This window comes from Candidatus Similichlamydia epinepheli, from assembly GCF_003056015.1.
Map to the genome: position 1 here is coordinate 1 of NZ_PPEU01000151.1, position 1,144 is coordinate 1,144.

Consider the following 1,144-nt stretch of genomic DNA (forward strand, 5'->3'; position numbering starts at 1 on the left):
TAATGGGTTACTCCTCAAACCTCTTTTCAAACTCTTCAAGATTTGTTTCACGGAAATAATTCTCCAATATCTTTGATTGCGTTAAATGATAAAAACCATTCGATTCCTATTGGATGTATAGAAAGAGACAGAGTTCGATTTGTTGGATCAGGAACAGTGACACTAAGAGATTTTTCGAATAGGTTCGAAGCAGACGTCGCCAATCACCTAGATATCATAAGCGTTGTGGACCATCACAAAACATCTCTTGAAACATCAACCCCAACTCTCTTTTGCACAGCTGATGTACAAGCTTGTAGCGTTCTATTACAAGAATTAGAAGAATCATTCATTCGCAACCAAGATCAGGAAGAAGACGAAACATACATTCACCATGATCGTACGTCTCTGTACTCATTTTCTCTATTAGCATCCATTTTTGACGATACTGATCTTCTTGCAAAAGCCAAAAGAAGAGATTGTTTAGCTGTGCGTAGATTAATTGAACAATTCACAGGTTCCGATCTAATTTGGGTAAAGGGAAGGCCTCTATCAGAAATTAAACAACAAATCCTCTCACATCCCTCTGCTTTTTCAATCTATTCGAAATTCTTTGATCTACGTAAAAAAAACATAGAAAAAGCTATCAAGGATGCTGGCCACTATCGATCTTTCGAACTATTTTCAGATACAAAAATACAAGGAGCAGGAATCCTTGTAGGTCAGAGTAAGCTTTTCCTTGCTAACTGGGAAGAACTTGTGAAGCTGCGTGCCCAAGTCATTAAGCAATGGATTTTGTTTTGTGAGAAAAAATACCCTGAAGCTTTCTTTTCTTGTCATTTGATGGGCACGATGTTGAGTTCAGAGCAAATCTTGAAAGGTAAAGGACACCAAGAAAATCATAAAGATCAACTTTGGCTAACTGGAAAATCACAGAAAAAAATCGAACTTTTCCTGAAAAATCTTCTAGAAGAGGAACTCCATCCAAAAGAGATAGAGATCGAGCTCATAAATGGATGTCTTCTGTCAGAAAAATTTCCACTTCTGTCATTTTGTCAGAAAATAACCCAAAGTTCTGTCAGAGAAATTGATCAATGTCTACTCACGATACACTTTCCAGCAGGAAAACTAAACTCAAGAAAGTCATCCTTGACTCCACACATGC

At 37.3% G+C, this 1,144-nt stretch carries 1 protein-coding gene; it reads left to right on the top strand.

Features of this window, described 5'->3' with window-relative positions; translation table 11 throughout:
- Positions 1-42 precede the first annotated feature (42 nt).
- Positions 43-1,144 (top strand): hypothetical protein (locus GCCT14_RS05070; RefSeq protein WP_157952649.1); only part of this gene is annotated, 1,102 nt, incomplete at its 3' end.